Below are 26,347 nucleotides of genomic sequence, written 5' to 3' on the forward strand. Positions count from 1 at the left end.
TAGCCTTGAACCTCCTGAAAAATGAACAAACTAAAAAACTGTCGGTTAAAAGCAAAAGACTCAAAGCGGCTTGGGATGAAGACTATTTATTAAGGATATTGAAAATAAAAGTGTGAGTTTGCCCTGTATGCATAATTGGAAAGCATTGGAATTATCTCTTAGAAATTTAGAAATTTCAGATTTTCCTATTAATAATAAAAGTTACGATTTATCGTATAGTGGTCACGATTTATAGCAGAAATATGTTTTTAGAAGAATTAAATATAGTAAAGCATCAAGGAAAACAATTTATAAAAGATTTGACAGAAGTAGTTTTGCCAGATACTTTTAGAGGAATTCCAATAATATCTAATGAAGAAGTAGCTGTAAAAGAAATTATTGATTTTTGTCCGGTTGATGCTATTGATTTTAGAAATAATAAACTTTCAATTGATTTAGGAAAGTGTTCTTTTTGTGGAGATTGCCAACATCAATTTTCTTCTAAAATAAAATTCACTAATCATTATAAAATGGCTACTAATAAAAGAGCAGATTTAATAATTGAACAAGGTGATAAAACAGGAATAAAATTAGATGTTTCAGCCATAAGAAAAGAAATTCGAAATATATTTAAAAGGTCTTTAAAATTGCGTCAAGTTTGTGCGGGTGGAGATAATAGTAATGAATTGGAACTTGGAGCTTGTGGAAATGTAAATTTTGATATGGGACGTTACGGCATTGAATTTACAGCTTCGCCACGTCATTCAGATGGCATAGTACTTACAGGTCCAATAACTAAAAATATGGCTGAAGCCTTAGAAATTGCTTACTTAGCAATTCCTGAACCTAAAATTTTAATTTTGGCAGGTACAGATGCAATTAGTGGTGGAATATTTGCTGAAAGTGTTGCTGTTAAACGGGATTTTCTAGAAAAATATCCAATAGATTTATATGTTCCTGGAAACCCAATACATCCGCTTACTTTTATAAATGGAGTTTTAGAATTGACGAGGAAAAAATTTAGACGATAAATTAAAAAGTTATATATTTTTTTAAATCGGAAGTTAAAATAGTTGCTAATTCTTCTTTATTTTCTAAGGAAGTTTTAGTAAATAATATTCCAAAAATTGCAGATTTAACAATATCAGTTTTTCTCAATTCTAGTGGGTATTCAAAATCTTTTAATAATAAATTATAATCAAAAGATTTGACCTGATTATTTAGAATACCAGAGTTGTTATTTAAAATTACAATGCTGAAAAGTTTATTTTCACAAGTTGAAAAAATACTTTTCCAGTCAGGTTCTTTTCCTGTTATAAAATAATAATACGGATTAAATCCGTACGCATAATGTGCTAAATCTGCGGTGGTACACCAACCTCCAAAACGTAAGGCATTTACTTCAATAGGAATAATTTTACCTTCAGCATTTATTCTAACTTCTATGTGAATTGGGAAATTAGTAAGATTTACTTTATCTGCAAGTTTGTTTAAAAATTGTTGAACATTGTTTAAATGCTGTTTAATAATAGTTTGAGAAGTGGAATAAACTCGATCACTTAAATCTTCTCCAGAGGAGAATAGATGATGACTAATATTTAAAATAACAGGGTTTTTAGAACTATTAAAATAGCAATCAATGGCAAATTCTTCCCCTTTTATGCATTCTTCAGCAATAAAATGATTAGTATTTACTACTTCATTTGGGTAATATTTTTTAACATCAATAATTTCAGACTTTATTTTTGAGACTACTTTTTTCCATTCATTTGGATTTGCAACTTTATGAACTCCTAAACTAAAAAAACCAACCGTTGGTTTTATAATAAATGGAAATTTGAAATTATCAACTGAAATGGAGTCTAATTCACTAAATTTCAATCCTTTAAAAAAATAATTCGGAAATAATTCTTTTATGGTTTCTCTGAATTTTAATTTATTTTTAAAAAGATGAATTTCTTTTGGTCGATTTGAAAATTGTAAATTCTTTTCCACCCAACTTATGGCATTTTCAGAATTTGAGTATATGGGAATTGTAGGATTGTTTTTAACCAATTCAATGGCTTTACTTTCTGATATCCAATTAAGTTTTTGATTTTTAACTAAATCTTGTGCTACAGAAGTGGCAACAATTGGCAAATTATAAGTTGCAATCGTCTCAATTAAAAATTTTGAAACGTAAGGTTTATCAATTAATATCATTTTACAGTTTAATAAGCTGTTTTGTAGCTATATTTTAGATTGCAAAATTACTCGAAATTAATGAGATTTTTTACTGACAATTGTATTTTTTTGGAACAATCATAATTGGAATGTGAAGATTATCTAATAAATTATATTCAACACTTGAGATAAATAATTTTTCAAAAAAGCTATGAGTATGATGTCCAATTATTAATAATTCAGCATCCCAATCCTCAGTCATTTTTATTATTTTATGTAAGGGCAATCCAATAGTTTCAAAATCACTAATTTTAATTTTTGGGTTATTCTTTTTTATTTTATCAATAAGTTCAATGGCTTTTTCTTTTTCATCTTCTTCAATTTCAAAAGGCATAATTCCTGCGGCAATATTACCAATTGAATATCTGACCACGTAAATTATTTCTAAAGTGGCATTTACTTGTTTCGCTAATTTTATAGCACAATTTGCTGCGTTTAAAGCAGATTCACTACCGTCTATGGCAACTAATATTTTAGAAATCATCTTCGTATAATCTTAATTTATTTTTTAACGAATTTAATTCGTTTTGTAATTTTTCAACCTTTTGTAATAAATTAAAAGCAACATCAATTCCTTGAATATTTACGTTTAAATCGTGATGCATTCTAATCATTTTTTCAACGTTATTAATGGTTTCAATTGAAATACAAGGTGTTTTTTTATAAGTAATTATTTCTATTAAACCTACCTCATGTAATTGATTAAAAAAAGAAATCTCTAAATGATAATTAGCACAAAGGTCGCTTATTGATATAAATTCAGTTCCTTTCATGAGTTTCTTAGTTTTGCAAGTTTATTAAATAATGCTTTCTCTTCACTTGTTAAATTGGTTGGAATTTTTATTTGATAAGTTATATATAAATCGCCAAACTGACCTTCTTTTTTATATACAGGAAATCCTTTTCCTTTTAATTTTATTTTGGTTCCGTTTTGGGTTTCTGGTTTAATTTTAAGCTTTACTTTACCATTAAATACAGGGATAGTAATTTCACCACCTAACAGTGCGGTATATAAATCTAAAGGAATTGAAGTATATAAATTGTTATTATCTCGTTTAAATATAGAATGATTTAAAATGGTAAATTTAATGTGCAAATCTCCATTTGGACCACCATTTATACCTTTACCACCGTGACCTTTAATTTTGATAATTTGTCCGTTTTTAACTCCAGCAGGAATGGTAAGTCTTATCTTTTTTCCATTAACCGTAATAGTTCGTTTATGAGTTTTGTAAACATCTTCTAAGGTAAATTGTAACTCAGCACTATAATCCTGCCCGCGAAATTTTAATGAGTTACTTTGGCTTCTTGACCTTGATGACGCTCCTCCAAACATAGATTCAAAAAAACTTGAATAATCTTGGTCATTAAATCCACCGGCATTTCCTTGATATTGACTTTGTTGATATTGCTGTTGCTGTTGTTCTGCTTTTTCATATGCTTCAGCATGTTCCCAATTTTTGCCGTATTTATCGTATTTTTTTCTGTTTTCAGGATTACTTAGAACTTCGTTTGCTTCATTTATTTGTTTAAATTTCCTTTCCGCTTCTTTATCTTCCGGATTTAAATCAGGATGAAGTTTTCTAGCCAATTTTCTATAGGCTTTTTTAATATCTTTTTCTGTGGCAGTTTTAGGTATTCCTAATATTTTATAATAATCTATAAAGCTCATTATATATTTTATTTTAATTCAAAGTTAGCGAAAATGTTTTAAAAAATTAAGTTAATAATTTAAAATGAAGTTGGAGTTTTAAATACATTCCATTTTTTTTCAAGGGCAATAATTTTTCCGTCGATAGCTTGTAAATCACTACTAATATTTGCAAGTTTTTGATTTGTAGGTAATTGATTTTCAATATAGTTTTGATGATTTTTTTTACTATCCCAAAAAGTACTTACTAAATAATTATTTTTGTTTTGTTCATTTATAGAAAATTTACCACCTAACATTCCTTTTGTCTTTTTCATTGATGGTATCCAAATGGATTTTTGAGCTTCTTCAAAATGATGAATTTTATTTTCATTTACCAAATAATCTGCAATTCTTATAAAATTTGATTTTTGAATTGCTTCACCTATATTTTTTGAGGTGCCATCCATATTTAGTAAACTGTTAAAATATTTAATTTGAATGTCAGCATACGTGGTAATTTGTTGGTTATCTAAGAAAATAACATCGTGCAAATGATTCATAAAATTTTGTAAACTTTCTTTATTTTTCCAGAAAGCTATAATGCAAACTTCATTAGGTTTTTTTAAATTCCAACCACCAGTTTGTGCAATAAATCCATCTGATTCAGAAGTTTTACTCCATTTTTCTTGAGCTTTAGAAAATTCTTCTTTTTTGTTATCTAGAACAGTGCAGATTATCCATTTAATATACATTTAAGCAATTTTTAAAATTGATAACTAGCATACAATCCGTAGGAATTATCTTTATAAGATGGATAAATAGAGACATTTTTAACCTTTTTAAATGGATTAAAGTTTTTTAAAGGTTTAAAATAGTATACCAAATTAGTAACGGCAATTCCTATACCAGCACCTACCAAAACATCAGATAAATAATGCCGATTATTGGCCATTCTAAAAAAACCAACAGTAGTTGCAAAAGCATAACCACTATATGCTAAAATAGGTGAGGAGTTATGAAATTCATGATACAGCACGGTTGCATTTGTAAAAGCAATTGTAGCATGGCCAGACGGAAAGGAATCAGCTCCACTATCTGGTCTCATTTTTTGATTAGATTTTTTTATTAATTGGGTGATACCCACAGAAAATAAATTAGAGATAAATAAATATTTACTTTGATTAAACCAATTATTTTTACTTTTAATACCTGCTAAATCTGCAATGTACATTTGAGCCACAGGAGCAAATGTCAAATAATCTTCTACATTTGTACTATAATTATCTCTAAGGCTATTACGAATATCTTTCTGAAAAGTTTTATCAAATTTACTCTTGTTAATGATAAGTCCAACACCAATTAAAGATATGGGTAAAATACTTTTATTTAATATTTTATATGATTTATTTTGAATAGAATCTTTAGGAACTACTTGTGCTTGCATAACAGAACAAGTTAATAAAAGCAATAGAATATTATATTTCATAGCTGTAAATTTAAAATATTGAACCAAAAAATTTAGCCACTGTAAAAGCAGCAATTGCAGCTACAAAACCTATAAAAGTGACTTTTAAAGCACCTTTAATTGGTGGTTGACCAGTAACTTTACTTTTTAGGTAACCAAAAATAAATAAACTTAATAAGGTTAAAATAGCTGAAAATAATAATCCTTGTGATGGTGAACTTGTAAAAAAGTATGCTGATAGTGGAATTAGTCCACCAATTATATAAGATATACCAATATTTGCAGCACTATTTCTGGCTCTTTTAGGATGTGGTTTTTCTAAACCTAATTCATATTTCATCATAAAATCTACCCATTTTTCTTTGTCTTTTGACATTTCATCCGCAATTAATGTTTGAGTTTCCTCATTTAAACCATATCCTGCAAAAACATCTTTTACTTCTTGTTTCTCTTTTTCAGGGATAGTTTCTACTTCTGCATATTCCTTTTTTAGTTCAGATTCATAATGTTCCTGCTCAGTTTTCCCCGCTAAAAATCCCCCTAAACCCATAGCAATACTTCCTGCTACAATTTCGGCAATTCCTGCGGTTATAATTATAGCATTGCTATCTACAGCACCACTTAAACCTGCCGCTAATGCGAAAGGAACGGTTAATCCATCTGACATTCCTATGACAACATCCGTAATAAAATCAGAGCTTTTTAAATGTTCTTCTTTATGATCCATGAAAACAGTTTTTGATTATTTAGATTGTTAAAATACTATATTTTATGGTCATCAAGCAAATTTAATTTAATATTTAAAATGGATGATTTTATTATTTAGATTTTACGTGAATAAATGGTAATTTCGAAATCTAATTAACTACATTAAATGAGAAAATTTTCTATTACAGATAAATTAGTAATAGCATCTATTAGTTTAAGTATAGGAACTATTTTAATTGTAGCCTCTTTTTCGTTTTATAATGCAAAGAAAGCAATTTTAGATAGAACATTTAATCAATTAACATCGGTAAGGGTAATTAAATCGAACTTAATTAAAAACTATTTTTCAAATTGTTTTGCTGAAATTAAACTAGCAAAAACTTCTTCAGATATTATAAGTATGATTTCTGAAATAAATAAAAAAACACCTTCTAAAAATAATCAATCGTCGAAATTATTAGGTATAACGGTTAATAATTCTTTTTTAAATGAATTGAGAAAAGAAAAATATGATGCTATTTATTTAATTGGAAAAAATAAGATGATTTATACCATTAAAGAAAGTAAAAATAAATCTCCTATTAATTTTACTGAAATATGGAATAAAACATTAAGTAATACTGAAATATTTGTTAAAGATTTTAGAAAAATTTCGAAAGTAAAACATTCTAATATTATTTTGAGTTCCAAAGTAATTAATAATCAAAATAAAGTTATTGGAATTGTAATTTTTGAATTAACACCAACGGTTATTGATGCCATTATGCTTGAAAATAATGCTTCAAATGGATTTGGATATTCAGGTGAATCTTATTTGGTTGGTAATGATTATTTAATGCGAAGCTCATCTCGTTTTCATTCAAATTCGGTTTTAAATACTATTGTAAAAACAGAAGCTGTTAATAATGCATTGCAAAACAATACTGCATTTAAAATAATAAAAGATTATAGAGGCGAAGTTGTTTTAAGCTCGTTTAGTAAATTAAATATACCTAATTTAAATTGGGTAATTTTAGCTGAAATTGATTATAAAGAAGCTACCGTACCAATCTTTAATATTAGAAGTGAAATTATTTTTATTAGCATATTTATATTTTTAATAGTTTTAATTGTTGTTATAATTTTATCAAATAAAATAACCTATCCTATCCAAAAACTTAATATTGCAGCTCAAAAAATTGGAGAAGGTAATTTTGATATCGATTTAAACTCAAATTTAAATGATGAAATAGGTGAACTTACAGACTCGTTTACTAAAATGGCTGAAAAATTAAAAATTCAAACAGAAGAATTAAAAGAAGAAAAAAGAAAACGATTAAGTTCATTAATTGACGGGCAAGAAAAAGAACGCCAAAGATTATCAAGAGAATTGCATGATAGTTTGGGACAATTATTAATAGGTCTAAAATTAAAGTTTGAAAACTTATTGAATCAAAATAATATTATTAAAAACGATAATGAAGCAGAAGAATTAGGGAATCTTTTTAATTTAACTATTGATGAAACCAGAAGAATATCAAATAATTTAATGCCAGCAGCTTTATCAGAATTTGGGCTAACAGCTGCAATTAGAAATTTATGTAATACATTTTCAGAAACCTCAAACATTGTAATTCAATTTAATACTTTTGGAAATGCTGAAAACGTCAATCAAAAATTACAAATCTATATTTTTAGAATTATACAAGAAGGTATTACCAATATTGTAAAACATGCAAATGCAAACAAAGTAATAGTTAACTTAACGTTTGAAACTCATAAAATTAAACTTGAAATTATAGATAACGGAAAAGGATTTGATATTACTAATTCTGTTCATTTAAATTCGCATGGCATAAGTAATATAAAAGATAGAGTGACATTATTTAAAGGCAAATTAAAATTTAAATCTGAAAAAAATAAAGGCACAACAATTATTATTGAGTTTCCTTTAAAAAAATAATTAATATGAGTGAAATTAAAGTTGTTTTAGTTGACGATCATCAAATTGTAAGAGATGGAATAAAAGCTTTGTTATCTAATAGTTTAGGAATTAAAATAATAGGAGAAGCTCAAAATGCAAATGAGTTTTTTGCAGATTTAAAAAAACAAATACCAGATGTGGTTTTATTAGATATATCACTGCCAATGATGTCGGGTATAGAAATATCAAAAATACTTAAAACCGATTATCCTAAAATTAAAATATTAATGCTATCTATGTACACTTCAGAAGATTTTGTTTTTAACGCTTTAAAAGCAGGTGTACATGGTTATTTACCCAAAAATACCACTAGAGATGAACTTGTTTTGGCAATAAACGAAGTATTTAAAGGAAATGGATATTTTAGTAAATCAATTGCTGATACTATCTTAAAAAGCTATGTAAAAAGTGCAAAATTTGGAAATAATGTTTCTAGTGATACTGTCAAAGTTTTAACTAACAGAGAGCAGGAAATATTACGTTATGTAGTTGAAGGTATAAAAAATCCTACAATAGCCAGTAGGTTATCCATAAGTATTAGAACTGTTGAAACTCACAAAGCTAGTATTCTAAAAAAATTGGAGTTAAAAAATACCGTTGACCTTGTAAAATTTGCAATTAAAAATAAAATTATTGAGCTGTAGTATAAGTAAAACACGTACTTAAATATACGTAATTCAACAATTGATGTAACCTACTATTTTTTTCAAATTTGTGTATTAAAATTAATAGGCATTTAAATGAGAAAAATAAGACTTTTTGCAGTAATTTTAATTACAATTAGTTTTTTATCTAACTTTTCGATAACCGCACAAAACAAAACCGAAAAAGCGAATCCTTTTAAAGCAAGCGTAGCAGTAATGAGTAGATATGTTTGGCGAGGAACAGATTTTGGAAACTCACCAAGTATTCAACCAAGTATAAGCTATATAAATTCCAATTTTACAGTTGCAACTTGGGGAGCATACACAACCAATACACAATCTTTGCAAGAAGCAGATATTTATGTTAGCTATGCTTTTTCAAAGTTGTTTTCACTGACTATTACTGATTATTTTTTTCCAAATCAAGATAGTTCAAATGATACATATTTTAATTATAATGATACCTCAACAGGTCATGTAATTGAAGCTTCAGTAAATTATACCATTTCCAAAAAAATACCGCTATCACTTTTAATTGCCACTAATATCTATGGAGCGGATGCCAGAAAAATAAATAGTGATGGAACCATAGGTAAAAAACAATTTTCAACCTATGCAGAACTGAATTATGCTTTTAAAAACATCAATATTTTCTTAGGTTCTAATTTAACAAACCCAAATGAAAACGTTGGGGAAACAGGTTATTTTGGGAACTCAATAGGAATTATAAATATAGGTGTAACAGTTACAAAAGAGCTAAAATTTACTAAAATATATAGTTTACCACTAACAATATCATTAATTACAAATCCTCAAACTCAAAAAATATTTTTGGTAGCCGGATTTTCATTTTAATACATTAATAACTAAAATTTTAATATTATGGGTTTTGACACAGGAACAACAACTTTTATGATTCTTAGTACAAGTTTGGTGATGTTAATGACACCTGGACTTGCTTTTTTTTATGGAGGTTTAGCTGGAAAAAGAAATATTCTGGGAATAATGATGCAAACATTTGTCTCATTAGGTATTACAACAATTTTATGGATTGCTTTTGGCTATTCATTATGCTTTAGTGGAGGTGAAGGAGGCATTATTGGGAATTTTGATTGGGCTTTTTTACATGGTATTCCATTTAATAAGCCGTACAGTGGTGCAAATGGAGAATATCCAGAATTTATTTTTATAGCTTACCAAATGATGTTTGCAGTTATTACTCCAACATTAATAACAGGTGCGTTTGTAAACAGAGTTTCATTTAAAGCATATTTAATTTTCTTAGTTGCTTGGCAAATTCTTGTGTATTATCCTTTTGTACACATGGTTTGGGGTGGAGGATTACTAGAAGAATGGGGAGTTCGTGATTTTGCTGGTGGAATTGTAGTACACGCAACAGCAGGTTTTGCAGCATTGGCATCTGTAATTTATGTGGGTAAACGTACGGATACAAAGTCACCACCAAACAGTATTCCATTAATGGCCATTGGTACAGGTTTATTGTGGTTTGGTTGGTATGGTTTTAATGCAGGCAGTGAGCTTAAAGTTGATGATATTACAACAATTGCATTTTTAAATACAGATGTTGCCGCTTCATTTGCAGGTATAACTTGGCTTATAGTTGAGTGGTTTAGAGAAGGAAAACCTAAATTTGTAGGATTATTAACTGGTTTTGTTGCAGGTTTAGCAACTATTACGCCTGCAGCTGGTTTTGTTCCATTATGGGCAGCAGTAATTATTGGCATTGCAGCAGGTTTACTATGTTATATTGCTGTTCAGTTTAAAAATAAATGGGGATGGGATGATGCCCTTGATGTTTGGGGAGTACACGGTATGGGAGGTGTGTTTGGTACTATTCTTTTAGGAGTATTTGCATCTTCAACTATTAACGGACAATCAGGTTTATTAGAAGGCAATTACTATTTCTTTATAAAAGAAGTTGTTGCGGTAATTGGTGCGGCAGCTTATGCTTTTATATTTACTTATGTTATGTTAGTTTTAATTAATAGAATTACTAGAGTAAAGGTAACAGACTCTGAAGAAAGTATGGGACTAGATGCCTCTTTACATGGTGAAAAAGCCTATGATGAAGGTGCTATGTAATTAAAATAATTAAGTTATAATAAAAAAGGTCTGATATATCAGACCTTTTTTATTGATTTCAAATTTGGATTTAAAACTAACAAATTTCTATTCCAAAAGTTTTACTCCTCCAGTGTAAAAGCCAATTATATACTCTTTTCTAGCTGCCAAATAGTGTACTTTTTTTATTTTGTCAAAAATTATACTCATAAAAAAAGCGATTTAGAAACACTAAATCGCTTAATTTCACAATCTTAAATTTGTAGCGAGATCGAGAATTGAACTCGAGACCTCCGGGTTATGAATCCGACGCTCTAACCAACTGAGCTACCTCGCCATTTATTGAGGGTGCAAATATAAAAATAAATTAATTCCTGTTACAAATTAATAGCTAATTTTTTTAAAACTTAATTTTTTTTACGAAGATTATTTATATATATTGTGCTTTTAAATAGAATATATGTCAACACAAATAAAATTTGAATTAGAATTTCCAATACAAGCCTCTCCTCAAATGTTGTTTCAATACTTTGCAACGCCATCTGGTTTATCTGAATGGTTTGCAGATAATGTAAATTTAAGAGGAGAACTATATACTTTTATTTGGGATGGAGTAGAAGAGAAAGCTAAAGTACTTCAAGAAAAAACTAATAAAAAAATTAAATTTACATGGCTTGAAGAAGAGGATGAAAAAATATACTTCGAATTTAGAATTCAAGTAGATGAAATAACTAAAGATGTTTCGCTAATTATAACAGATTTTGCTGAAGAAGGTGAAATTGATGAATCTAAAATGTTTTGGGAAAATCAAATTGATGAATTAAAACATACTATTGGAGCTTAACCTTTAAAACAAAACTAAAAGCCAAAAGCCTTGATTTTTCGAGGCTTTTAATTTTGTTAAACTTTTACAAAATGAATTTAAATGGTAAAATTTTAATAGATAATAAACCTGTATTTAATAATTTAAATCGTGCATTTAAATATGGAGATGGGTTGTTTGAAACTATTAAAGTTATTGATTTAGAAGTTGTTTTTTTAGAAGATCATTATTTTAGGTTAATGGCTTCTATGAGAATGTTACGAATGGAAATTCCCATACATTTTTCATTAGAATTTTTTCAGGAGGAAATAATTAAAACCGTTAAAAATACTAACCTTCAAAATGCAAGAGTTAGAGTTACCGTTTTTAGGGCTGATGGCGGATTATACTTGCCAAAAACGAATGCTATTAATTATTTGATTGAAGTTAATGCACTAAATATTTCTATAAAACCGAATTATGAAATTGATATTTTTAAAGATTATTTTATATCCTCAGGATTATTATCAACTATTAAAACCACTAATAAATTAACCAATATACTTGCAAGTATTTATGCCTCAGAAAATGATTTTGACAATTGTATTTTGTTAAATGAAAATAAAAATGTTGTAGAAGCAATAAACGGAAATATCTTTATAGTTATAGGCAACATCATAAAAACGCCACCTATTACTGATGGATGCATAAAAGGGATTATCAGAAAAAAAATTATTGAAATTCTAAATAAAGTAGAAAAGTTCAACCTAGAAGAAACTCAAATTTCACCTTTTGATATACTAAAAGCTGATGAACTATTTATTACTAATGCTATAATAGGAATTCAATCAGTTACAAAATATAAAAAGAAAGTATTTTCAGTAGAAGTTACCAAAGAGATAGAAAGGGAATTAAATAAATTAGTTTAAAGATGGATTTTTAGGTGCATTTGCCCAAATTTGATATTCACCACCTAATTTAAGTATTTGGTTTTTCCAAATATTGTCACTTTCTAAACCTAATAAATCAGGATATTTATTATCAGTTACCACCCAATTTGATTCAGACAGTTCTTCTTTTAACTGATTTTCGGTCCAGCCAGAATATCCTAAGAAAAAACGGATATCAGATTGATTAATTTTCCCTTCGTTTAATAAGCTAGTTAGCACTTCAAAATCTCCTCCCCAAAAAATACCATTTGAAATTTCAATACTATTAGGTATTAATTCAGGAATTTTATGAATAAAATATAAGTTTTCTTGTTCTACAGGACCTCCATTATAGACCTTAAAATCGCAGTTTATATTAGGAATTAAATCCTTTAAAACAAAATCTGTAGTTTTGTTAATAATAAAGCCAACACTTCCGTCAATATTATCTTCAGTTAAATAAATAACGGATCTATTAAACGATTTATCATTTAAAATAGAGGGTTCTGAGATTAATAATTTACCTTTTAAAAGATTTTTAACTGACATTTATCATAAACATTTCTTAAATATAAAAAAAAATAGTGAATAAAAAAACTCTCTTTAAAAAAGAGAGTTTGAATATTTAAGAATAAATTTCTTAAATAGATTAATTTACTGCACTGCTAAAACCAGCTCCTGCTTTAAATTTAACTACGTTTTTAGCTTTAATTTGTATTGTAGCTCCTGTTTGAGGATTTCTACCAGTTCTTGCTGCTCTTTTAGAAACAGACCAAGTTCCCCATCCAACTAAAGCAACTTTTTCACCTTTTTTTAAAGCTTTTGTTACGTTGTCAGTTAATGATTCTAATGCTGATTTTGCAGCTGCTTTTGTGATGCCAGCATCTGCTGCCATAGCATCAATTAAATCTGATTTATTCATAATTTAAATGTTAAATTAATTTAGGTTAAACATATTTTGCTTTTAAAAGCTTAACAAAGTTAGACGGAATAAGGGTTTATGCAAGTTTTTGGTGTAAAAAGTGCCTAATTTGTTAATAAATGATAGTAAATGTTAATAAACTTGAAAATATAATCAAAAAAACAGGGTTAACCCTATGAAATAACGGGTTTACACCATTTTAGAATTTGATGAAAAACTATATCCGTTTAACAAACTTTTTGTATCCATTTTTCGTTTACCTGCCAATTGTAAACTGTTAATTTTGAGAAATCCATTTGATGTTGCAATTTTAATCTCTTTTTTAGTGGCAATTATCTTTCCTATAGTATAGTTGTGTGAAATTAATTCTTTTTCAACATCATATATTTTTACTTTTATTTCACTTTCATTATTTAAAAGTAAACACCAAGCTGTAGGATAAGGGTTTAAACCTCTTATTAGATTGTATATTTCATTTAAAGATTTATTCCAATTAATTTCACAAGTCTCCGTATAAATTTTAGGTGCAAATTTAATATCACTTTCTATTTGAGGGATCGTTTTGATATTATCTTCAGTAATTAATTTTGTTGTTTCTACAACTAATTCACTTCCTAAAATCATAAGTTGATCATGTAATTCACCAACAGTTATTTTTTTATTGATACTAACTTCTTCTTGTAAAATAATAGAGCCTGTATCAATTTTTTCATCTATAAAGAAAGTAGTTACACCCGTTTTACTTTCTCCATTAATAATTGCCCAATTTATTGGTGCTGCTCCTCTGTAATTAGGTAATAATGAAGCATGTAAGTTAAACGTACCAAACTTTGGCATTTGCCATATTACCTTTGGTAACATTCTAAAAGCTACCACAATTTGCAGGTTTGCATCCAATTGTTCTAGTTCATTTAAAAAGGCTTCATTTTTAAGATTTGTAGGTTGTAATAAATTTAATTGATGTGCTAATGCATATTTTTTTACAGCAGATTGATGTAATTTTTTTCCTCGTCCGGCAGGTTTATCAGGTGCTGTAATAACGCCCACAATATTAAATTCAGCTTTTAATAGTGCATCTAAACTTCCAACAGCAAAATCTGGTGTTCCCATAAAAACGATACGTAATTTTCTCATTATTTAGTTGCTTTAAATTTGTTTTGCGAATTTATGTATATTTTATCTTCGTTTAGTAAATTTTTTAAACAGTTTAAAATAATTTCTTTTGGAATGGCTATTTGTTGGCAAATTATTGCTGATGATAATGTCTGGTTTTGTACTAAATTTAAAATTTGTTCAGATAGTAATTTAATAGAAACGGAAGGATTATTATGTTGCTCACAAACATCACAAATTCCGCATGGAATAGTTAATTTTTCCTCAAAATAGTTAGCTAATTGAATGTTTCTACAGGTTTTATTATCTGTTATATACTGTATTATTGCCTTTAACTTATTTTGTTTTATTTGGAATTGCTGATTGATGTGTTTTGAAATTTGGTTGATAATATAATTGTCATCTCTAGGTAATAAAAATGTTAACTTTGATTGATTATTATTAGCTTTATAATTAATAATTTTATTGGTGTGTAATTCTTTTAGCTGCTCTATTAAATTATGAACGGAACAATTCATTTTTTTTGATAAACTATATTCATTTATTATGGTGTTATAATCGTAAATTCCACCATAACTTCTTAATAATAAGTTTATTAATTTCTTTTTGTTCGGTTTGTTTTCAATGTAATCAAAAACTTGTTGGCTTCTAATTAAAAATTTTACGGTAGTTTTTTTACTAAAATTTTCATCAATAAAAATAATTTCTTCGCGTGTTAAAATGTTTAAAGCATTAAATGTTTTTAATAAAGGTAATTTATAATAAAAACAAAACTCTTGAATAGAAAAATCAAAAATCTCTTTAGGAATTTCTCCCATGGAAATTTTAAAATATTGATTTAAATTTTGATAAACTTCTTTAACAAAAGTAGCTTTTGGAGTATTAATATTAAACTGATGTATGGTTTCGTTAATACTACTTTTATTACTTATAATAATTGCAATGGCAGGTTTATTATCTCTTCCAGCTCTTCCAGCTTCTTGTAAATAATTTTCGACACTATTTGGTGTTGCTATATGGATAACAGCCCTAACATCTGATTTATTAATTCCCATTCCAAAAGCGGTTGTAGCTACCATAATTGGAACTTTATTTGAAATCCAATTATTATATGCTAAACTTTTAGCTGTTGTAGTTAGGCCTCCGTGATAGTAATTGCTTTTAAATCCTTTTTTAGTTAAAAAATTGCTAATTTCTTTAGTTTGTTTTCGTGTTCCAGCATAAATAATGCTTGATCCATTATTTTTTTGAAGAGATTGTATTAGTTGTCCGTAAATATCTTCTGAAGTAATAACGCTAAATTTTAAATTATTTCGTTTGAATGATTTTTTAAAGATGATAGCGTCTTGAAGGTTTAATTTATCTTTAATATCTAATAAAACCTTTGGGGTTGCAGTTGCTGTTAAAGCCATTATGTTGGCATTAGGGCAAATATCTTTTAATAGTTGTAACTTTAAATATGATGGCCTAAAATCGTGTCCCCATTCAGAAATGCAGTGTGCCTCATCAATTGCAATTAACGAAACATTTAATTGTTTAATTTTTTCTTGAATTAATGGGTTTTGTAACTTTTCAGGAGATAAGTATAAAAATTTAAAATTTCCAAATTGTAAATTATCAAAAGCAGTAATAGTTGCTTCAAAATTAAGTTGTGAAGTTAATGAAATTGCCTTTATATTCTTTTCATTCAGTTGATTAACTTGATCATTCATTAATGCAATTAGGGGTGAAATTACGATACAAATTCCTTTTTGTAATAAAGCAGGAATTTGATAACAAAGTGATTTTCCACCACCAGTTGGTAATAAAACAATGGTATTTTGTTTTTGTATGGTTGCAGTAATTATTTCCTCTTGAGGTTTTCTAAAACTGGAATGTTTCCAATATTTTTGAAGTATCTCAACAGGTGTATTCATTATTTTATAGTTTCTAAAATAAAATTAGCTCGTGAGGTTACTGTACCAAAAGGAACTTCTATTATATTGTAATTCAAATCTTTATAAGTTCGTTCTAAGTGATTATGAATGGCCAAAGATTGCTCAAAATTTTCGTAACGTTCATTATCTGAAATATAAATATCTTTCCACGGAGCCATTAAAAAAACATAATTATAGCGGTATAAATTACTTTTATGAATATAAGATGTTGGGTAATCTATGCTAATGTAATTCATATATCCGTGAACATCAGGTATTCCTCTATCAAAAAACACAATAGAATTATTTTTTTTCTCAGCTTCAATATATTGGTTAATTCTACCTTCTAGCAACAATTCACTAAATAGTAGAGGATTTGTTAGAAAGAGCTGTTCAATTCCTTTTTTTCGAGCATTTAAGGTAACTTCCCTCGAAATTTCAGGCATACAATCATAATTACGTTTTATTAATTCATTTATAACTGTTGATTTTCCTGTTCCAGGTCCTCCAGTAATTACCACTTTTATTTGCATATGCAAAAATAAGGTATTCATTAAATTATACTAAAAATATTCATGTAATTTTGTCATCTTACTATTAACAATTTGAAATTATATTAAATAAACCCGTTGTGCATTAGATAAAATTTCGTCAATTCGAGTGAATTTTAGCCTTTTTAGGCTTAAAATTAGTATCGAGAATAGGTTTTTTAGTTAGAGATAATCGTTCTCGATACAATTTTTTATTAAAAATTACCTGCCTTGCCGTCAGGCAGGCTTGAACTGACGTAACAGTAGGTTTAAAAAGTTAAAATGCACAACGGGTTAAATAACAGTACTATTTATGAGTGAAATGGATAAAAAAGAAGCGTTTTATAAAAAGTTAAAAAACGATTTAGAGGAAACTACAAAATTTCCTACTAAATATTTATATAAATTTATTGTTCCGTCAGATGAAGAAAAAATAAATAAAGTGGAAACTATTTTTGATTATTTGGGAGCTGTAATTACCAAAAAATCATCTAAAACAGGTAAATTTATTAGCATTTCAATTTTGGTTAAAATGAATAATGCAGACGATGTAATAAAAAAATATAAAGATGTAGAAGTTGTTGAAGGGATAATTTCTTTATGAGACTTTTAACAGCTTAATTAAACAATTAAAAATAAATTGCACCGTTTTATTTTATAAAAAAATAATTTATGAAATTTCTTAAAATTTGTATTGTATTTCTGTTCGCTTTAAAAGGCTTTTCTCAAGAAAGTAATCATGTATTATTTACAATTAATGCTAAACCGTATTATACACAAGAATTTATTAATACGTATAAAAAAAACCTTCAGGTTACTAAATCTAACAATGAAAATATTAAAGATTATTTAAAGTTGTTTATAGATTATAAGTTGAAAATTATTGAGGCAAAATCTTTAGGTTTAGATACTATTCAGAAGTTTAAAAATGAGGTGCAACAATATAAAAATCAGTTAATTATTCCGTATTTAAAAAATGACAGTTTAACCCAACAATTAGTTAAAGAAGCATATAATAGATTAACTAAAGAAGTAAATGTAAGTCATATTTTAATATTTTTAAAGCAAGGTGCAAAACCAAAAGATACTTTAATAGCTTATAATAAATTGTTGGCAGCAAAAAAATTAATTTTAGGCGGTCAAAAGTTTGAAGATGTTGCAAAAAAAGTTTCACAAGATCCTACAGTAAAGCAAAATGGTGGAAAAATAGGATATTTTACTGTTTTTCAAATGGTTTATCCGTTTGAAAATCAAGCATATAAAACTCCGCTGAATAAAGTTTCTATGCCGTTTAGAACAAAATTTGGCTATCATATTATAAAGGTTAATGGTATTAGAAATAATAGAGGCGAAGTAGAAGTTGCTCATATTATGATAAAAAATAACACACTAAATGCTAAACAGAAAATAGATTCTATTTATGACATTTTATTAAACAATAAAGTCAGTTTTTACAATTTGGCTAAAAAGGTTTCTGATGATAAAGCTAGTGCGGTAAATGGTGGAAGATTAAGAAAATTTGGTGCTGGTAAAATGATTGAAAGTTTTTCTAATGTAGCTTTTTCATTAAATAAAGCAAACGATATTTCTAAGCCATTTAAAACAAAATACGGATGGCACATCATAAAATTAATTAAAAAATATCCTATTGAAAGTTTTAAAAATTTAAAACCAAAACTAACAGATCAAGTTAAAAGAAATTCAAGATTTAGCGTGGTAAATAAAACGTTGTATAATAAACTAAATAAGCTGTTTAAAGTTGTTGTAGATTCAGTTGCATTAAACCAATTTAGCGTAGATAACTATAAAACTCATCCTGAAAATTTTGATAAAGAGCTATTAAGTATCGGACAAAAAAAATATTCACAAAAAGATTTCGGGATGTTTTTAAATAGGCAAAACCGTAAAAATATTTCCGTAGTATTTAATAAGTTTAAACAAAGTAAATTACTCAATTATTATAAAAATTATATTGAAAACACAAATTCAGATTTTATAAAAATGTTTAGTGAATTTAAAGATGGAATGTTGTTGTTTGATTTACTTGAAAATAAAGTTTGGAATAAATCAAAAGATAGTATTGGATTAGTTAAATTTTATAACCATTGGAAAACTAAAAAATATCAAAATACAAATTTAGAAACTCATAAAGGAATTATAATTTCAGATTATCAAAATTATTTAGAAAAACAATTGATAAAAAAACTACATTCAAAATATAAAATTGAAATAAATAAGAAGGAAGAAAAACGAATTTTAAAATCAAATATTTAAATAATATAATGAAACAACTTTTATTATTATTTATTGCTTTTACTATATTATCATGTAATTATTTTACTGTTAAAAATGATAGTAAAAAGCCAATTGCTAGAGTAAATGACAGTTATTTATATAAAAAAGATATAAAAAATATATTGACCAATAGTAATTTAAAACAAGATAGTATTATACGAGTTAAAAATTATATTAATTCGTGGATTAAGCATGAACTTCTTTTAAATAAAGCAAAACTAAACTTAGCTGATGAAACCAATAAATTTGAAGATTTGGTTAAAAAATATAAAGAAGATTTATTTATAAATTCCTATAAAGAAAAAGCCGTAGAACAATATTTAGATACGGTAATAACTGAAAATAATATCGATTCTTTTTACAAAAAAAATCATCTAAATTTCAGGTTAAATGAAGATTTAATTCAATTGAAATATATAAATTTCGGTAAAAATGTATTAAATAAAAAAGAATTAATAAAACTATTTAAATCAAACAAAAAAGAAGATTTAGATAGCTTAAAATCAAAGGAATTATCATTAAAATCAATGAATTTAAATGATACTATTTGGGTAAAATATACCGATTTAGTTTCTAAAGTTCCAATCTTTAAAAATATAGATAAAAAGCAATTACTAAAAAAAGATTATTTTATTCAAAAAGAAGATTCATTAAGTTTATATTTGCTGAAAATATCAAATGTTTTAAAAGTGGGTAGTGTTGCTCCAAAAAGCTATATTAATCCAACTATTAAACAAATTATTTTACAACGTAGAAAGTTGAAACTTATAAAAAATATTGAAGAAACCTTAGTTAACGATGCAAGAAAAAAACAACAATTTGAAATATATTAAAATGAAGAAAAAACTAATATTTATTGGACTATTACTATGCTATTTAGGAATAAATGCTCAAGAAAAACTAGCGGATAAAACCAAAAGAGTTAAAGTAGATGGAGTAGCAGTAGTAGTTGGAAAAAACATTGTATTAGATTCAGATATTGATAAGTTTAAAAAAGAATTAAAACAACGTACCGAAGGAAAAATTGACATTTCAGATTGCGAAATTTTAGAAGAAATTATGATGCAAAAACTATTAGCCCATCACGCTGTGGTTGATAGTATGGAAGTTGCAGATACTGAAGTAAATTCAGAAGTTGAACGAACTATTGCCTATTTCACCCAGCAGTTAGGCTCTATGGATAAAGTTTTAGATTTGTATGGTTTTAATAATGAAGCCGATTTAAGAGGCGAATTATATAAAATTCAAAAAGAGCAAATGCTAATTCGTGAAGAAAGAGCAAGTATTACTGATAAAATGGATGTTACTCCAGAAGAAGTTAGAACCTATTATAATAATTTAAAAGAAAGTAATAATTTACCAGAATTTGGTGCTGAAATAGAATTGGCACAAATTGTAAGAACCATTGAACCTTCAAAGGCAGAAACCAAACGTGTTGTTGATAAATTAAATAAAATTAGAGATGATATTGAAAACGGATTTAGTTTTCGTTTAAAAGCAATTATAAATTCAGATGACCCAGCAGTTTCAGGTAATGGACCTGGATCTGGCGGATTATATACCATAACGCGTCAAAGCAATTTTATTAAAGAATTTAAAGATGTAGCTTTTAGTTTAGATGAAGGTGAAGTTTCAGAACCTTTTAAATCAAGTTTTGGTTGGCATATTTTAAAAGTAGAAAAAATTAAAGGACAAGAGCGAGATGTGCGTCATATTTTAATTCAACCAAAAATAAGTTCTGAAGAATTACAAGCAGCAAAAGATACATTGACTAACATTCGTCAGCAAATTTTAGATAAAAAAATAACTTTTGATGAAGCAGTTTTAAAATACTCTGATGATAAAGAAACTAAAAATAATAAAGGCTTAATTTTAAATCCTCAAACTAATGATACCCATTTTAGTTTAACACGTATGGATCCAACATTGTACGGAAGAATTAGCAATTTGAAAGCAGGTGAAATAACCCCACCTTTTTATGATGAAGTTAGAGGAGGAGCAAAAATGTTTAAAATATTACTGGTAAAAAGTAAAGATGATGCTCATATAGCTAATTTTAATAAAGATTACGAAAAAATACAACAATTAACTCTTGAAAAAAAGAAAGAAGAAGCTATTGATAAATGGGCCAAAGAAAAAATTGTAGACACTTATATAAAAATCAATAAAGATTTTAAAAAGTGTAAATTTAAACATAATTGGAAAAAGGAATAAGAATGTCAGATGTAGAAGAGTTATCTAAACTTGTAAAAAAATATAAGTTACTAAAGCAAGAAATTGGCAAAATTATAATTGGTCAAAATAAAGCTGTAGATTTAATTATATTATCTGTTTTAAGTGGAGGTCATTCTTTATTAATTGGTGTGCCAGGCCTTGCTAAAACCTTAATGGTACAAACAATTTCAAATTGTTTAGGCTTAGATTTTAAACGCATTCAATTTACGCCAGATTTAATGCCATCAGATATATTAGGAAGTGAAATTTTAGATGAAAGTAATCAGTTTAAATTTATTAAAGGTCCTATATTTAGTAATATTATTTTAGCTGATGAAATAAATAGAACTCCGCCAAAAACCCAAGCTGCATTGTTAGAAGCCATGCAAGAAAAAACAGTAACAGTTGCTGGACATCATCATATTTTAGAACAACCATTCTTTGTGTTAGCCACTCAAAATCCAATAGAACAAGAAGGAACTTATCCTTTACCAGAAGCACAATTAGATAGGTTTATGTTTTCTGTAAATTTGAATTACCCTTCTTATAATGAGGAAATTACGATTGTAAAAGCGACGACAAGTGATAGCAATGTTACTTTAAATTCTCAAATGAGCGGTGATGATATTGTTGCTTTTCAACATTTAATCCGTAGAATTCCTGTGGCAGATAATGTTATTGAATATGCGGTTAAATTAGTTTCAAAAACTAGACCTAAATCTGAAAATGCACCTGATATAGTAAATGATTATATTGATTGGGGAGCAGGACCTAGAGCTTCACAAAATTTAATTTTAGGAGCTAAAGCTAATGCTGCTGTTCACGGTAAATATTCTCCAGATATTGAAGATGTCCAAACAGTTGCCTATGCCATTTTAAAACATAGAATTATAAAAAATTACAAAGCAGAAGCAGAAGGAATTTCAGAAAAGCAAATTATAGAATCGTTATTTTAGTTTTCAAAAAAGCTGAACATGTTTCCTCCATATTTTTTGCTATAACTAAATTTTGGATGATTAGATAGATTGGTGCGTTTAGAGTGTTCAATTATTAAAAGTCCATCTTTATTAATTATATTATTTTGAAAAACTAAATCTGCAATTTTCTCAAAAGAAGTAGTTTCAAAATGATATGGCGGATCGGCAAAAATAATATCGTATGATGTTTTTGAAGTTCCTAAAAATTTAAAAACATCACTTTTAACGGTGTGAATATCCTCATTTAAATCTTGAGCTATTTTATTAATAAATTTTATACAGCCAAAAAAAGAATCTACAGAAGTTATATTTTTTGTTCCTCTAGATACAAATTCAAAACTAATATTTCCAGTTCCTGCAAATAAATCTAAAACACTTATTTCATTAAAGTAAAATAGATTGTTAAGTATATTAAACAAGGCTTCTTTTGCCATACCTGTAGTTGGCCTAACAGGTAATTTTTTAGGAGCTTGTATATGTTTACTTTTATATTTTCCAGAAATAATTCTCATTTTTTATACTGATTTAATAAAGCAAAATAAGAATGTTTTGAAATATCTTTTAATATTTCAGGAAAAGTTGTTGGTTTGTAAAAAGAAACGTTTCTAATATATTGATATAGCATAGTAAACAGTTCTGATTCTTTTTTAATATCTCCCATTAATTGAATTTTAATTTTTTCTGGATTAAGTTTTAATTGTTCGGCTGTAAATAAAATGTAATAAATAAAATCTTCTTTTGTTGTAAAATCAAAGCAGTTATATAAAATCAATTTATTATGATGTATTATTATAATTTCAAACTGATTTTTAGTAACATTTACAAAACAGATTTCTTCGGCTGTATTTTTAAATTGTTGTAGTAGATTTTCAATTAAAATAGTAGAAGAATGTTTATAGAAAAATGTACCGTAAACATCAATCATAAAATTGTTGATATTTACAAAAGGAACATAAACATTTATAATTTCTGTGTTTAAAACGGTATCATAAGTTATAAAATCGTCTTCCAATAACTTAACGGAATATTGCAAATAACTGGGTAATTTATTTTTATCAAAGAAAGCCTTAGGAACTTGGGTAACTAAATTGTTAAAATGAGCAACACTAACTGAATTATATTTTAAAGATAAAATTTTATGATTGGCATAAATTTCTTTTACTAATTCTAGATGTTTTTGTGGCGATATTTTTTTTTCTTTAAATTCATATACTTCAAATACACCAATTTTTTTTTGAATTTTATTGTAAACACAAAAAGAAAATCCATCCAAACTAAGTTGGATGGATAAATGGTTATCTAATAAATTTAGATAATCTACGTTATTCGTCTGTATTTTGTTTATCTCCTTTATCATAAAATGGAGGCCAGTTACCATCCTCGCTAACATCATCAAGTGAACCTACTTTTACAAATGCACCTTTAATGTCATCTCCGCCAATAGCATCCTTTTCTTGATTGATTAAATTATAATCCATTCCTTTTAAAATTAATGCTTTATCTACTTTAATTTCAAATACTGGAGTTTTTATAGTACCAAATTTTTCAATAATACTTGTTTCAATTTTAAATTGTTGATTGGTGCCAGGTATTTGCAACATGTTTTTATAATCTTTACCTTTAAATAAATCTTTAACAGGTTCATAACCAACAGTATCTACAACTCTTTCTTCAACTTCTTTTGTAATTCCACCACCAAGATGAATAGTTTTTGGAACGTTTTTAGTTTGAGTTACAGCAAATTGTGCAGTATCAATAAAAGCAATTAAATTTGCTCCATTATTTGTGTAATTACCAGTTACTCTTTTATGAGCTACTTCAGCATCACGTAATATTTTAAGTACTTTAATTACTTTAGCATATTTAACTTTTTTCTCTTTGTTAAATTTAATTGGCTTAGTTACTTCAAAATTAATTTTATAAACCAAAAATATTGCTAATGCAATAAGAATTATGGAAATAATCCAATGTAATTTTTTAGGAATGTAATTTACAATAGCATAAGCTAATAAAACAGTAACTATAATTGCTGCTAGTATAATAAAAAATGTTATCATTTGAGTTTTTTTTGTTTGTAGCAAATCTACAAATTTTTTTTAATGAGAAAAATTTTTCTGCATAAATCAATTTGTATATTTGAATTTTATTTGACTTATGACAAAAACCGCACCAGATTTTTTTAAGGATTTACTTACGAAATTCCCTTTTGAGCCAACAAATTCGCAAGAAATATTGCTTGAAAAGTTATCAGATTTTATATTTGATAAAAATCAACAATCCCTTTTTTTATTAAAAGGATATGCCGGTACAGGTAAAACTACTACTATTAGTACGGTGGTTAATAACTTGTGGCGTGCTGGTAAAAAAGCAGTTTTATTGGCTCCAACGGGTAGAGCAGCTAAAGTTATTTCAGGATATTCAAATCGTGCGGCATTTACCATTCATAAAAAAATATATCATCCTAGGAAAAATAAATCAGGCGGTGTTAATTTTGTATTGCAACAAAATAAACATACTAATACTATTTTTATTGTGGATGAAGCCTCAATGATTTCTGATGCTACTACTGGATCAAAATTATTTGAAAACGGTTCTTTATTAGATGATTTAATCTCCTATGTGTACTCTGGAGTGTATTGTAAACTAATTTTAATTGGAGATACTGCACAATTACCACCTGTTAAGTTAGTTTTAAGTCCTGCCTTAGATGCCCACAAACTAAGTATTAATTACCATAAAGAAGTTACAGAATTTGAATTAAGTGAAGTTATGCGTCAGCATAAAGATTCTGGTATTTTAATAAATGCTACTGATTTACGTTTGCAAATTGCGAACCAGGGAAATCAATTTAAGTTTCAACTTAATTTTCCAGATTTAATTAGGTTGGTAGATGGTTATGATATTGAAGATGCTATTAATACTGCTTATGATAATATTGGAGTAGAAGATACTGCTTTTATTGTTCGTTCTAATAAACGGGCAAATCAATACAATCAGCAAATTAGAAGTAAAATTAGAGGTCAGGAAAATGAGATTTCTACTGGGGATTTTATAATGATAGTAAAAAATAATTATTTCTGGTTAAAGGAAAGTAGTAATGCCGGATTTATAGCCAACGGTGATATTTGTGAAATTTTAGAAATATTTTCAATTAAAGAATTATATGGATTTAGGTTTGCTGAAGTTAAAATAAGAATGATTGATTATCCCAATCAACGTCCGTTTGAAACTGTTTTACTATTAGATACGTTAAGTTCTGAAACGCCATCATTATCTTATGAAGATTCAAATCGATTGTATCAAGAAGTAGCAAAAGATTTTACTGCTGAAAAATCAAAGTACAAGCAATTGTTAGGTGTAAAAAAGAGCAAGTATTTTAACGCCTTACAAGTAAAATTTTCATACGCAGTAACCTGTCATAAATCACAAGGTGGACAATGGAAAACTGTTTTTATTGAGCAACCGTATTTACCTGAAGGTCAAAATATTGAATATCTTCGTTGGTTATACACAGCGGTTACACGAGCACAAGAAAAAGTGTACTTAATAGGTTTTAAAGATGAAATGTTTGAAGATTAAATTAAATTATTCATTCCTGGAATATTTGGCATTCCATTTTTGGCAGCAGTAGAAAGTTCTGTTTCTTTAATTTCATTGGCTTTAGAAAGTGCTTTATTTAAAGCAATCACTAAATAATCTTCAATTTCTTCTTTATTAGTTAAATTTTCAGAAATAGTAATATTTTTAATTTCATTATTAGCAGTCACAGATACTTTTACAGCTCCATTATTCGCTTGTTCATCAATAATTATTGTGTGTAATCGTTGTTTTGTAGCTTCAATATTTTGTTGAGCTTCTTTCAACTTTAGCATCATATTACCTAAATCACCAAACATTTTAATGTAATTTTAATTTTAGTAGCGGACAAATATACTACTTTTGCCAAGTTAAA

Annotated in this window: 29 protein-coding genes and 1 tRNA gene; 13 read left to right on the forward strand and 17 right to left on the reverse strand. The window is 27.2% G+C overall.

Annotation, left to right across the window (positions count from 1 at the left end; genetic code table 11):
• Positions 1 to 242 precede the first annotated feature (242 nt).
• Positions 243 to 1,010 (forward strand): hypothetical protein, encoded by a 768-nt coding sequence (locus L3J60_RS07450; protein ID WP_291974867.1) that lies wholly within the window; start codon positions 243 to 245, stop codon positions 1,008 to 1,010.
• Between the two features lies 1 nt (position 1,011).
• Here L3J60_RS07450 and L3J60_RS07455 read toward each other — a convergent pair whose 3' ends face one another.
• From L3J60_RS07455 to L3J60_RS07485, 7 genes are all read right to left on the reverse strand, one after another.
• Positions 1,012 to 2,181 carry an ATP-grasp domain-containing protein gene (locus tag L3J60_RS07455; protein ID WP_291974868.1) on the reverse strand — a complete coding sequence of 390 codons (1,170 nt, stop codon included), beginning with the start codon at positions 2,179 to 2,181 and terminating at the stop codon, positions 1,012 to 1,014.
• 70 nt (positions 2,182 to 2,251) lie between these two features.
• Positions 2,252 to 2,686 (reverse strand): universal stress protein, encoded by a 435-nt coding sequence (locus tag L3J60_RS07460; protein WP_291974869.1) that lies wholly within the window; start codon positions 2,684 to 2,686, stop codon positions 2,252 to 2,254.
• On the reverse strand, positions 2,676 to 2,975 hold the full coding sequence (locus L3J60_RS07465) for a chaperone modulator CbpM (RefSeq protein WP_291974870.1): 300 nt from the start codon (positions 2,973 to 2,975) through the stop codon (positions 2,676 to 2,678). The genes L3J60_RS07460 and L3J60_RS07465 overlap by 11 nt, the downstream gene beginning before the upstream one ends.
• Positions 2,972 to 3,874 carry a J domain-containing protein gene (locus L3J60_RS07470; RefSeq protein ID WP_291974871.1) on the reverse strand — a complete coding sequence of 301 codons (903 nt, stop codon included), beginning with the start codon at positions 3,872 to 3,874 and terminating at the stop codon, positions 2,972 to 2,974. The genes L3J60_RS07465 and L3J60_RS07470 overlap by 4 nt, the downstream gene beginning before the upstream one ends.
• Positions 3,875 to 3,933: 59 nt before the next feature.
• Positions 3,934 to 4,587: a YdbC family protein gene (locus L3J60_RS07475; protein ID WP_291974872.1), complete on the reverse strand. Its 654-nt coding sequence runs from the start codon at positions 4,585 to 4,587 to the stop codon at positions 3,934 to 3,936.
• Positions 4,588 to 4,598: 11 nt separating this feature from the next.
• The gene (locus tag L3J60_RS07480) at positions 4,599 to 5,321 is read right to left on the reverse strand and encodes a phosphatase PAP2 family protein (protein WP_291974873.1); all 723 of its coding nucleotides are present in this window, start codon (positions 5,319 to 5,321) and stop codon (positions 4,599 to 4,601) included.
• Between the two features lie 10 nt (positions 5,322 to 5,331).
• Positions 5,332 to 6,027 carry a VIT1/CCC1 transporter family protein gene (locus L3J60_RS07485; protein WP_291974874.1) on the reverse strand — a complete coding sequence of 232 codons (696 nt, stop codon included), beginning with the start codon at positions 6,025 to 6,027 and terminating at the stop codon, positions 5,332 to 5,334.
• 147 nt (positions 6,028 to 6,174) lie between these two features.
• Between L3J60_RS07485 and L3J60_RS07490 the strand changes: the two genes are divergently transcribed.
• The 4 genes from L3J60_RS07490 to L3J60_RS07505 all read left to right on the forward strand — a co-directional run bounded on the left by L3J60_RS07490 (position 6,175) and on the right by L3J60_RS07505 (position 10,718).
• Positions 6,175 to 7,950, forward strand: a complete 1,776-nt coding sequence (locus L3J60_RS07490; protein WP_291974875.1) for a HAMP domain-containing protein — start codon at positions 6,175 to 6,177, stop codon at positions 7,948 to 7,950.
• 5 nt (positions 7,951 to 7,955) lie between these two features.
• The gene (locus L3J60_RS07495; protein WP_291974876.1) at positions 7,956 to 8,615 is read left to right on the forward strand and encodes a response regulator transcription factor; all 660 of its coding nucleotides are present in this window, start codon (positions 7,956 to 7,958) and stop codon (positions 8,613 to 8,615) included.
• 96 nt (positions 8,616 to 8,711) lie between these two features.
• Complete coding sequence (locus L3J60_RS07500) at positions 8,712 to 9,470, forward strand: TorF family putative porin (RefSeq protein WP_291974877.1); 759 nt, start codon at positions 8,712 to 8,714, stop codon at positions 9,468 to 9,470.
• Positions 9,471 to 9,497: 27 nt separating this feature from the next.
• The gene (locus tag L3J60_RS07505; RefSeq protein ID WP_291974878.1) at positions 9,498 to 10,718 is read left to right on the forward strand and encodes an ammonium transporter; all 1,221 of its coding nucleotides are present in this window, start codon (positions 9,498 to 9,500) and stop codon (positions 10,716 to 10,718) included.
• A 242-nt stretch (positions 10,719 to 10,960) separates the two neighbouring features.
• On the opposite strand, the gene L3J60_RS07510 is transcribed toward L3J60_RS07505, so the two are convergent.
• A tRNA-Met gene (locus L3J60_RS07510) sits at positions 10,961 to 11,034 on the reverse strand.
• A gap of 123 nt (positions 11,035 to 11,157) precedes the next feature.
• On the opposite strand from L3J60_RS07510, the gene L3J60_RS07515 reads away from it, so the two are divergent.
• A complete protein-coding gene (locus L3J60_RS07515) occupies positions 11,158 to 11,541 on the forward strand; it encodes an START-like domain-containing protein (RefSeq protein WP_291974879.1) in 384 nt (127 codons plus the stop codon).
• A 71-nt stretch (positions 11,542 to 11,612) separates the two neighbouring features.
• Positions 11,613 to 12,428, forward strand: a complete 816-nt coding sequence (locus L3J60_RS07520; protein ID WP_291974880.1) for an aminotransferase class IV — start codon at positions 11,613 to 11,615, stop codon at positions 12,426 to 12,428.
• On the opposite strand, the gene L3J60_RS07525 is transcribed toward L3J60_RS07520, so the two are convergent.
• From L3J60_RS07525 to L3J60_RS07545, 5 genes are all read right to left on the reverse strand, one after another.
• Positions 12,420 to 12,977: a YqgE/AlgH family protein gene (locus L3J60_RS07525; protein WP_291974881.1), complete on the reverse strand. Its 558-nt coding sequence runs from the start codon at positions 12,975 to 12,977 to the stop codon at positions 12,420 to 12,422. The two genes, L3J60_RS07520 and L3J60_RS07525, sit on opposite strands and share 9 nt — an antisense overlap.
• 100 nt (positions 12,978 to 13,077) lie before the next feature.
• Entirely contained in the window at positions 13,078 to 13,350 is a 273-nt protein-coding gene (locus L3J60_RS07530; protein WP_291974882.1) for an HU family DNA-binding protein, read from the reverse strand.
• A gap of 189 nt (positions 13,351 to 13,539) precedes the next feature.
• Positions 13,540 to 14,484, reverse strand: coding sequence for a methionyl-tRNA formyltransferase (gene fmt / locus L3J60_RS07535; protein ID WP_291974883.1), 945 nt, complete (start codon positions 14,482 to 14,484; stop codon positions 13,540 to 13,542).
• Positions 14,484 to 16,379 (reverse strand): ATP-dependent DNA helicase RecQ, encoded by a 1,896-nt coding sequence (locus L3J60_RS07540; RefSeq protein WP_291974884.1) that lies wholly within the window; start codon positions 16,377 to 16,379, stop codon positions 14,484 to 14,486. Before L3J60_RS07540 ends, fmt begins: the two co-directional genes overlap by 1 nt.
• On the reverse strand, positions 16,379 to 16,933 hold the full coding sequence (locus L3J60_RS07545; protein WP_291974885.1) for an ATP-binding protein: 555 nt from the start codon (positions 16,931 to 16,933) through the stop codon (positions 16,379 to 16,381). The genes L3J60_RS07540 and L3J60_RS07545 overlap by 1 nt, the downstream gene beginning before the upstream one ends.
• Positions 16,934 to 17,222: 289 nt before the next feature.
• On the opposite strand from L3J60_RS07545, the gene L3J60_RS07550 reads away from it, so the two are divergent.
• The 5 genes from L3J60_RS07550 (at position 17,223) to L3J60_RS07570 (ending at position 22,374) form a co-directional block, all read left to right on the forward strand.
• On the forward strand, positions 17,223 to 17,513 hold the full coding sequence (locus L3J60_RS07550) for a DUF493 family protein (RefSeq protein WP_291974886.1): 291 nt from the start codon (positions 17,223 to 17,225) through the stop codon (positions 17,511 to 17,513).
• Positions 17,514 to 17,581: 68 nt separating this feature from the next.
• Positions 17,582 to 19,183, forward strand: coding sequence for a peptidylprolyl isomerase (locus tag L3J60_RS07555; protein WP_291974887.1), 1,602 nt, complete (start codon positions 17,582 to 17,584; stop codon positions 19,181 to 19,183).
• Positions 19,184 to 19,191: 8 nt separating this feature from the next.
• Entirely contained in the window at positions 19,192 to 20,037 is an 846-nt protein-coding gene (locus tag L3J60_RS07560; RefSeq protein ID WP_291974888.1) for a hypothetical protein, read from the forward strand.
• 1 nt (position 20,038) lies between these two features.
• Positions 20,039 to 21,418: a peptidylprolyl isomerase gene (locus tag L3J60_RS07565; RefSeq protein WP_291974889.1), complete on the forward strand. Its 1,380-nt coding sequence runs from the start codon at positions 20,039 to 20,041 to the stop codon at positions 21,416 to 21,418.
• A 2-nt stretch (positions 21,419 to 21,420) separates the two neighbouring features.
• Positions 21,421 to 22,374, forward strand: coding sequence for an AAA family ATPase (locus tag L3J60_RS07570; RefSeq protein ID WP_291974909.1), 954 nt, complete (start codon positions 21,421 to 21,423; stop codon positions 22,372 to 22,374).
• Here the strand turns inward: L3J60_RS07570 and L3J60_RS07575 are convergent.
• The 3 genes from L3J60_RS07575 to L3J60_RS07585 are packed head-to-tail and all read right to left on the reverse strand — an operon-like array spanning position 22,371 to position 24,452.
• Positions 22,371 to 22,907 carry an RsmD family RNA methyltransferase gene (locus tag L3J60_RS07575; protein ID WP_291974890.1) on the reverse strand — a complete coding sequence of 179 codons (537 nt, stop codon included), beginning with the start codon at positions 22,905 to 22,907 and terminating at the stop codon, positions 22,371 to 22,373. The genes L3J60_RS07570 and L3J60_RS07575 overlap by 4 nt on opposite strands.
• Entirely contained in the window at positions 22,904 to 23,752 is an 849-nt protein-coding gene (locus L3J60_RS07580) for a DUF3822 family protein (protein WP_291974891.1), read from the reverse strand. Before L3J60_RS07580 ends, L3J60_RS07575 begins: the two co-directional genes overlap by 4 nt.
• Complete coding sequence (locus L3J60_RS07585) at positions 23,718 to 24,452, reverse strand: hypothetical protein (protein WP_291974892.1); 735 nt, start codon at positions 24,450 to 24,452, stop codon at positions 23,718 to 23,720. The genes L3J60_RS07580 and L3J60_RS07585 overlap by 35 nt, the downstream gene beginning before the upstream one ends.
• Positions 24,453 to 24,549: 97 nt before the next feature.
• Here L3J60_RS07585 and L3J60_RS07590 point away from each other — a divergent pair, with 97 nt between their 5' ends.
• Entirely contained in the window at positions 24,550 to 25,974 is a 1,425-nt protein-coding gene (locus L3J60_RS07590) for an AAA family ATPase (protein ID WP_291974893.1), read from the forward strand.
• Here L3J60_RS07590 and L3J60_RS07595 read toward each other — a convergent pair.
• On the reverse strand, positions 25,971 to 26,291 hold the full coding sequence (locus tag L3J60_RS07595; protein ID WP_291974894.1) for a YbaB/EbfC family nucleoid-associated protein: 321 nt from the start codon (positions 26,289 to 26,291) through the stop codon (positions 25,971 to 25,973). The genes L3J60_RS07590 and L3J60_RS07595 overlap by 4 nt on opposite strands.
• Positions 26,292 to 26,347 lie beyond the last annotated feature (56 nt).

It is taken from the genome of Lutibacter sp. (assembly GCF_021647475.1).
Taxonomy (GTDB): domain Bacteria; phylum Bacteroidota; class Bacteroidia; order Flavobacteriales; family Flavobacteriaceae; genus Lutibacter.

Excerpts from the sequence above, each read along its gene's own strand:
- fmt (WP_291974883.1), bottom strand. The coding sequence starts at position 14,484 with ATGAGAAAATTACGTATCGTTTTTATGGGAACACCAGATTTTGCTGTT.
- L3J60_RS07525 (WP_291974881.1), bottom strand. The coding sequence starts at position 12,977 with ATGTCAGTTAAAAATCTTTTAAAAGGTAAATTATTAATCTCAGAACCC.
- L3J60_RS07515 (WP_291974879.1), top strand. The coding sequence starts at position 11,158 with ATGTCAACACAAATAAAATTTGAATTAGAATTTCCAATACAAGCCTCT.
- L3J60_RS07500 (WP_291974877.1), top strand. The coding sequence starts at position 8,712 with ATGAGAAAAATAAGACTTTTTGCAGTAATTTTAATTACAATTAGTTTT.
- L3J60_RS07565 (WP_291974889.1), top strand. The coding sequence starts at position 20,039 with ATGAAGAAAAAACTAATATTTATTGGACTATTACTATGCTATTTAGGA.
- L3J60_RS07585 (WP_291974892.1), bottom strand. The coding sequence starts at position 24,452 with ATGATAACATTTTTTATTATACTAGCAGCAATTATAGTTACTGTTTTA.
- L3J60_RS07520 (WP_291974880.1), top strand. The coding sequence starts at position 11,613 with ATGAATTTAAATGGTAAAATTTTAATAGATAATAAACCTGTATTTAAT.
- L3J60_RS07545 (WP_291974885.1), bottom strand. The coding sequence starts at position 16,933 with ATGAATACCTTATTTTTGCATATGCAAATAAAAGTGGTAATTACTGGA.
- L3J60_RS07465 (WP_291974870.1), bottom strand. The coding sequence starts at position 2,975 with ATGAAAGGAACTGAATTTATATCAATAAGCGACCTTTGTGCTAATTAT.
- L3J60_RS07450 (WP_291974867.1), top strand. The coding sequence starts at position 243 with ATGTTTTTAGAAGAATTAAATATAGTAAAGCATCAAGGAAAACAATTT.
- L3J60_RS07485 (WP_291974874.1), bottom strand. The coding sequence starts at position 6,027 with ATGGATCATAAAGAAGAACATTTAAAAAGCTCTGATTTTATTACGGAT.
- L3J60_RS07455 (WP_291974868.1), bottom strand. The coding sequence starts at position 2,181 with ATGATATTAATTGATAAACCTTACGTTTCAAAATTTTTAATTGAGACG.
- L3J60_RS07540 (WP_291974884.1), bottom strand. The coding sequence starts at position 16,379 with ATGAATACACCTGTTGAGATACTTCAAAAATATTGGAAACATTCCAGT.
- L3J60_RS07530 (WP_291974882.1), bottom strand. The coding sequence starts at position 13,350 with ATGAATAAATCAGATTTAATTGATGCTATGGCAGCAGATGCTGGCATC.
- L3J60_RS07555 (WP_291974887.1), top strand. The coding sequence starts at position 17,582 with ATGAAATTTCTTAAAATTTGTATTGTATTTCTGTTCGCTTTAAAAGGC.
- L3J60_RS07550 (WP_291974886.1), top strand. The coding sequence starts at position 17,223 with ATGAGTGAAATGGATAAAAAAGAAGCGTTTTATAAAAAGTTAAAAAAC.
- L3J60_RS07590 (WP_291974893.1), top strand. The coding sequence starts at position 24,550 with ATGACAAAAACCGCACCAGATTTTTTTAAGGATTTACTTACGAAATTC.
- L3J60_RS07495 (WP_291974876.1), top strand. The coding sequence starts at position 7,956 with ATGAGTGAAATTAAAGTTGTTTTAGTTGACGATCATCAAATTGTAAGA.
- L3J60_RS07475 (WP_291974872.1), bottom strand. The coding sequence starts at position 4,587 with ATGTATATTAAATGGATAATCTGCACTGTTCTAGATAACAAAAAAGAA.
- L3J60_RS07595 (WP_291974894.1), bottom strand. The coding sequence starts at position 26,291 with ATGTTTGGTGATTTAGGTAATATGATGCTAAAGTTGAAAGAAGCTCAA.
- L3J60_RS07470 (WP_291974871.1), bottom strand. The coding sequence starts at position 3,874 with ATGAGCTTTATAGATTATTATAAAATATTAGGAATACCTAAAACTGCC.
- L3J60_RS07575 (WP_291974890.1), bottom strand. The coding sequence starts at position 22,907 with ATGAGAATTATTTCTGGAAAATATAAAAGTAAACATATACAAGCTCCT.
- L3J60_RS07580 (WP_291974891.1), bottom strand. The coding sequence starts at position 23,752 with ATGATAAAGGAGATAAACAAAATACAGACGAATAACGTAGATTATCTA.
- L3J60_RS07505 (WP_291974878.1), top strand. The coding sequence starts at position 9,498 with ATGGGTTTTGACACAGGAACAACAACTTTTATGATTCTTAGTACAAGT.
- L3J60_RS07460 (WP_291974869.1), bottom strand. The coding sequence starts at position 2,686 with ATGATTTCTAAAATATTAGTTGCCATAGACGGTAGTGAATCTGCTTTA.
- L3J60_RS07490 (WP_291974875.1), top strand. The coding sequence starts at position 6,175 with ATGAGAAAATTTTCTATTACAGATAAATTAGTAATAGCATCTATTAGT.
- L3J60_RS07480 (WP_291974873.1), bottom strand. The coding sequence starts at position 5,321 with ATGAAATATAATATTCTATTGCTTTTATTAACTTGTTCTGTTATGCAA.
- L3J60_RS07560 (WP_291974888.1), top strand. The coding sequence starts at position 19,192 with ATGAAACAACTTTTATTATTATTTATTGCTTTTACTATATTATCATGT.
- L3J60_RS07570 (WP_291974909.1), top strand. The coding sequence starts at position 21,421 with ATGTCAGATGTAGAAGAGTTATCTAAACTTGTAAAAAAATATAAGTTA.